Source organism: Humitalea rosea (assembly GCF_003253705.1).
GTDB lineage: Bacteria > Pseudomonadota > Alphaproteobacteria > Acetobacterales > Acetobacteraceae > Humitalea > Humitalea rosea.
This window is the reverse complement of record NZ_QKYU01000058.1, coordinates 1-4,851: the sequence shown is the minus strand read 5'-3', so window position 1 is coordinate 4,851 and position 4,851 is coordinate 1. Positions and strand designations below refer to the sequence as shown.

Annotated in this window: 3 protein-coding genes and 1 pseudogene; 1 reads left to right on the top strand and 3 read right to left on the bottom strand. The window is 64.2% G+C overall.

The window, feature by feature from the left end; genetic code table 11:
- Positions 1–1,588 (bottom strand): recombinase family protein (locus C8P66_RS23285; RefSeq protein ID WP_111400660.1); only part of this gene is annotated, 1,588 nt, incomplete at its 3' end.
- Between the two features lie 16 nt (positions 1,589–1,604).
- A complete protein-coding gene (locus C8P66_RS23280; protein WP_158537369.1) occupies positions 1,605–2,663 on the bottom strand; it encodes a site-specific integrase in 1,059 nt (352 codons plus the stop codon).
- A 170-nt stretch (positions 2,664–2,833) separates the two neighbouring features.
- Between C8P66_RS23280 and C8P66_RS23275 the strand changes: the two are divergent.
- A pseudogene (locus C8P66_RS23275) lies at positions 2,834–3,310 on the top strand (IS701 family transposase); the annotation flags it as partial.
- A gap of 1,259 nt (positions 3,311–4,569) precedes the next feature.
- On the opposite strand, the gene C8P66_RS23265 reads toward C8P66_RS23275, so the two are convergent.
- The coding region (locus tag C8P66_RS23265) for a transposase (protein ID WP_146423050.1) at positions 4,570–4,851 on the bottom strand (282 nt) is incomplete at its 5' end.

Below are 4,851 nucleotides of genomic sequence, written 5' to 3'. Positions count from 1 at the left end.
CACGCAACAGCGCTGCCAAGTGGCCGATCAGCTCGATCCACGGTTCACCCTCCCCATCGACCTTGCCATGCACCTCCACGCGCGCGATCAGCGCCCGTAGCGCCTCGCGGACCTCCGTGCAGGCGCCCGACGCATGTGCGAGCTGCAGGCTCTCGACCCGACGCCGGTAGGTTTCGGCCAGGCGTGGGTGCAGGGCAGGGGGCGTCGCCTCCAACCTCCCCGCCGCGATCTCCTCGATCAGGCTCGCCCGCCGCGTCTCCAACTCTGTCATGCGCTGCTGCAGGCCGCTGGAACGCAGGCCATCGGCGATGGCATCGATCAGCCCGTCCAGCTTGCGCTGGACGGTCGCCAGTTCGCGCTGCCTGGCGCCGGCACCGGCGGCTCGCTCCCCGGCCAGACGGTTCCATTCCGCCGTAAAACTTTCCACGAAGACCGCCACCAGATCCGGGCGCATGAGCTCACCGCTCAGCGCGTCCAGCACCCGCGCCTCCAGCCGGCCGCGGCGGACACGCGTGCGATTCTCGCAGGGGCCGCTGGCGGCGGCCACCCGGCAGGCCAAATAGTCCCGCCCGACCGCATGCAGGGCGGTGCCGCAGCCGCCGCAGAACACCCGCCCCGTCAGGATATGGACCGCCCGGCGTTGTTCCCAAAAGCGAGGCCTGGCCGTCTCGTCGACCTCGGCGCGATGGGCCAGCAGCCGCTGCTGCACCCGATCCCATACCTCCTGCTCGACCACGCGCAGATCGGCCACCGGCTCGGTCACCACCACCGCTGCGGCATTGCCGCGCGCGACGCGCCGGCCGGTGCCAGGGTCCTTGAGCCAGCGGCGCTGGTTCCAGACCAGCTCGCCGATATAAAGCCGGTTGCGCAGGATGCCGGTGTCCCGCCCGGCCTGGCCGCGGATCGTACCCGCCTGCCAGATGCCGCCCCTGGGCCCGGCAATGCCGTCGCGGTTCAAGCTGATGGCGATCGCCTTGGGGCCCTCGCCGGCGGCAAAGCGCTCGAAGATGCGTCGCACCACCGTCGCCTGCTCGAGGTCGATCTCCCGCAGGCCCCGCTCGGCCTCGCCGTCCCGGCCAATGGGTCCGCGCACCACCCGATAGCCATAGCTTAGCCCGCCGCCGCTGCGGCCCTGCCGGACCCGGCCCTCCAGCCCGCGCCGGGTCTTGTCGGCCAGGTCCTTGAGATACAGCGCCCCCATGGTTCCCTTGAGCCCGACGTGCAGCTCGCTGACCTCGCCCTCGGCCAGGGTGACGATCCGCACCCCGGCAAAGATCGCCCGCTTGTGGAAGCCGGCAACATGCTCCTGGTCGCGGCTCAGACGGTCCAGGCTCTCGGAGAGCACGACGTCGACCGCGCCGGCGACCATGGCCGCGAGCAGCGCCTGGTAGCCCGGCCGGTGCGAGCTGGCGCCAGACATCGCGTGGTCGACATAGACCTCCACCACCTGCCAGCCCTCGCGCTCGGCCCGGGCACGGCAAATCCGGACCTGGTCCTCGATCGAGGCGTCGCGTTGCTGCTCGGAGGAATAGCGGGCGTAGATGCCGGCGCGGAGGGGGCGGGAGGCGGCCAGGGGGAGCTTGCGCATGGTGGGGTCCCTTGCTTCAGGTAGGTCCGAGGCCGGGCAGGCTCATCTGGCCGTCCTGCTCGGCGAAAGCATGCCGGGCGGCCGGCGCCAGGGCCAGCCGTTCCGCGGCGAGCGCCGCATGAAAGCTGGCAAAGGCAATCACGGTCCCGCTGCGATCATAATGCGCATTCATGACGGTGCCGGTGATTCGCAGCAGGGACGCTGCAAGACCGGGATGGTCGGGATGGATCAGTGGTGCCGCGGTGGCGATGCAATGCCGAAAGCGATGCGTGCCAAAGGCCCCATCCTCGCCAAAGCGCTTGGCGCTATGCCAGCGAATCCGCTTGCGCAGACCTTTCTCCTCAAGTTTCCGCCCGCTCCAATTGATCCAGAAAGCGGTGCTGTCACTGCCATCCAGCAGTTCGCGACGCTCGACCTGGACGTAGCGATCGATCCAGGGGGCCAGGATTTCGGGCAGCATGGCGCTGATGTATTTGCCGTTCTTGGTGTCGCTGGCGGCGATATTGAGGTGCCAGAGACCTGTCTCCGAGTCGCGATCGATGTTGTCGCCGAGGGTCAGCGCCAGGACGCTGCGCAGCCGCAGGCCACGAAAGGCCAGGATGCAGATCAGCAGCCCATCCCGGAGCATCACCTGTCGGCGGGTGTCACCTTGAAGGGTGCGGGATCGATGCATGAGCTGCAGGCCCCAGAGGTACAGATTCGCCGGGTGGTGGATGACCAGCTCGCGCTTAACCATGGGGAGCCAAGCACGGAGCGACTGCCCGTTCGGCCGGGTGACCTCACGGTGGTCGCTGGAGGGGTCCAGGAGAACCAGGGCATTGCGCAGCTCGTCAAAGCGCCCGGCGATGGTGAAATCGGCGTTGCCCAGGGCGAGAAGCTCCCACAGGAAGGCTTCCAGATTCTCGGGCGTTGCACGGGCGGCGGCGGGGGCATCGGCGTCCAGGCGCCCGCTCGACTGCAGAAAGCCCAGCCATCGACCGTAGCCACCGCGGAATTTGTGCAGGCTGCGGGCTGCCAGCCGGGTTGCCTGCCGCGTGGTCGAGAATCGCGGACCGGTCGTGGTGATCGCCGCCAACCAGGTCGCCTGATCTTGCGGCGGCCATTCACCCAGGGGCAGGCAGCGTCGGCGCGGATCGACATGTCGGGGCATGCTCAGCGCTCATCCTTGCCGGAGGGCCTCGGGGACAACGGTTTGGGGGGGCATCGGCCTCGCCCCTTTGCGAAAGCCGGCGCGGGCCATCAGGCGGCACGGCGCAACAGATCGCGGGCATGATCGACCCGTCGGGGTGGCAGCGACTGTCGGCGGGCGACGGCACGAAGGGGGCGCGCGAGCACGACTGGGTCTATTGCGAATTGGCTGACCTCGACGCCGACGAATACGATATCGCAGACGCAGGCCTGTGGACGCGCGGGCTGCTGATCCGCCGCAACATCGCCGATCAGGAGCTGGCGTTCTTCTCGACCTGATGCCCGGCTGGCACCGGCATCGCGACCTTGGTCAAGGTCGAGGGCTGCCGCTGGGCCATCGAGGAGAGCTTTGAGGCTGCGAAGAACGAGTTGGGGCTCGACCACAACGAAACCAGGTCGTGGCATGGCTGGCATCGCCACGTCTCGCTCGTCATGCTGGCCTTTGCGATGATGGCTGCCATCCGGCATCGCGCGAACGCCGCGACGCCCCCAAAAACACACCGAAGGATGAGGACGCTGTCGCGCCTGCGCTGATCCGCTGGTCGGTCCAGGAGATTCGACGCATCGCCGTCAGGCTGGCGCAGCGAAGCATTCGACCTGCCCACATCATTGCGTGGCCGCTATGGCGAAGGGCGCATCAAGCCGTGGCACAAACTTCCCACTTCAAGGTAAATAAGGCAACTGTAGTGCTAGGAGTTAAGAAAAAATTCTCTTGATAACCCACAGCTCAGGGTTGTATGGCCTTCTGGCAGTTCGCGTGCGCTCGATGTTATGAGCTGTAGCGGGCGGCATCCTTTAACGGCTGGTGGAGTGCCATGGAGCGCTATGAAAAAATGCATGCCCGTGGGAGTTTCGGCCATTCCATCAATATTTCGTTTCTAAAAATAGTGTTGCGCGGCAAAGTAATCGGTTACATTCTCTGCTTTCGGCTTCTCATAATTGTAATAACGCTTGGGATATTGTGTTTGGTCGCCACATGGACGGCACGTGGCGCCGAAACAGAAGCACCGCACGCACCTTGGCCGATCCGTGACGACGGTCGCGTCGAGTTAATAGTTCAAGGTCATCGAATAACCTTCGACCCTAACACTCCAGAGGGGGATATTACATTCGACTTCTTGTCTCAAAATGGCCTGGAATCAGCCTCCCTTTCCCGCATACTTACAAATCCGGAATGGGCGAGGCGGAAGTTTGAAGAGTCGAGCGTACGCTTGCGGCTAATAAACAGTCGCAGTGCTCCTGGCCGCTTCCTGGCGAGATTTTCCAGAAATAGCATACCAAATATCACCATATTCTGGATTTCGTTATATGGAGACCGATCCACGACGGATTGTAATGGACCATCACCTCCAAGCGCTAGCAAGGCAAGAATATGTGATCGCTTTCGTCGGCTAGCGTTTTCTGATGATACCCCGCTCAACGACGCTGGGTTGATCGAAGATCGATTAGAAGATCTAAGAGGTCTCGACTCAGTCGCATATATTATTCCCGTTCGGGAGCGATTATCAGCCACTGGAGAGCCGATATACCTGTTTTGTAACAGAGTTCTACCGGTCTGTGGAACCAATACGAGTCCTATTGTCTTTGGATACTTCGTGTTGCCCGGAGTGAGACTTGGGTACCAGTTTCGCCCAGGGCCGAGCGGCGGCGCGCGAATGTGGCGCGACGTAGACGCTCGCCTCCGCGCGGTCGTGGCAGACCTCTTTCAAACAACGAATGTGGAGACCCTCCCATGACGTTTCAAATCACGGATCCTGCCGCGCGCGATGCCATCTTAGAGTCTGTTTCGAATCTCACCCGCAACGAGCGCTACGCCGTAGCAGGAGCATGACGGAGGCGGCGTAGAGGAAGGCTTCGGCTGATGCGATGGAAGCCTCGAAGTCCTTGGCGAGGCGGCGGTTTCGGTTGATCCACGCGAAGAAGCGCTCGACCACCCAGCGCCGGGCGTGGACGGTGAAACCGACCTGACCCTTGGGCTTGCGGACGATCTCGACGCGAATGCGGCTGGCGTTGGCGACGCGGTCCCCGGCGTAGCCGCTGTCGGCGAAGCAGAGTTCGACAAAGGCCCAGCGACG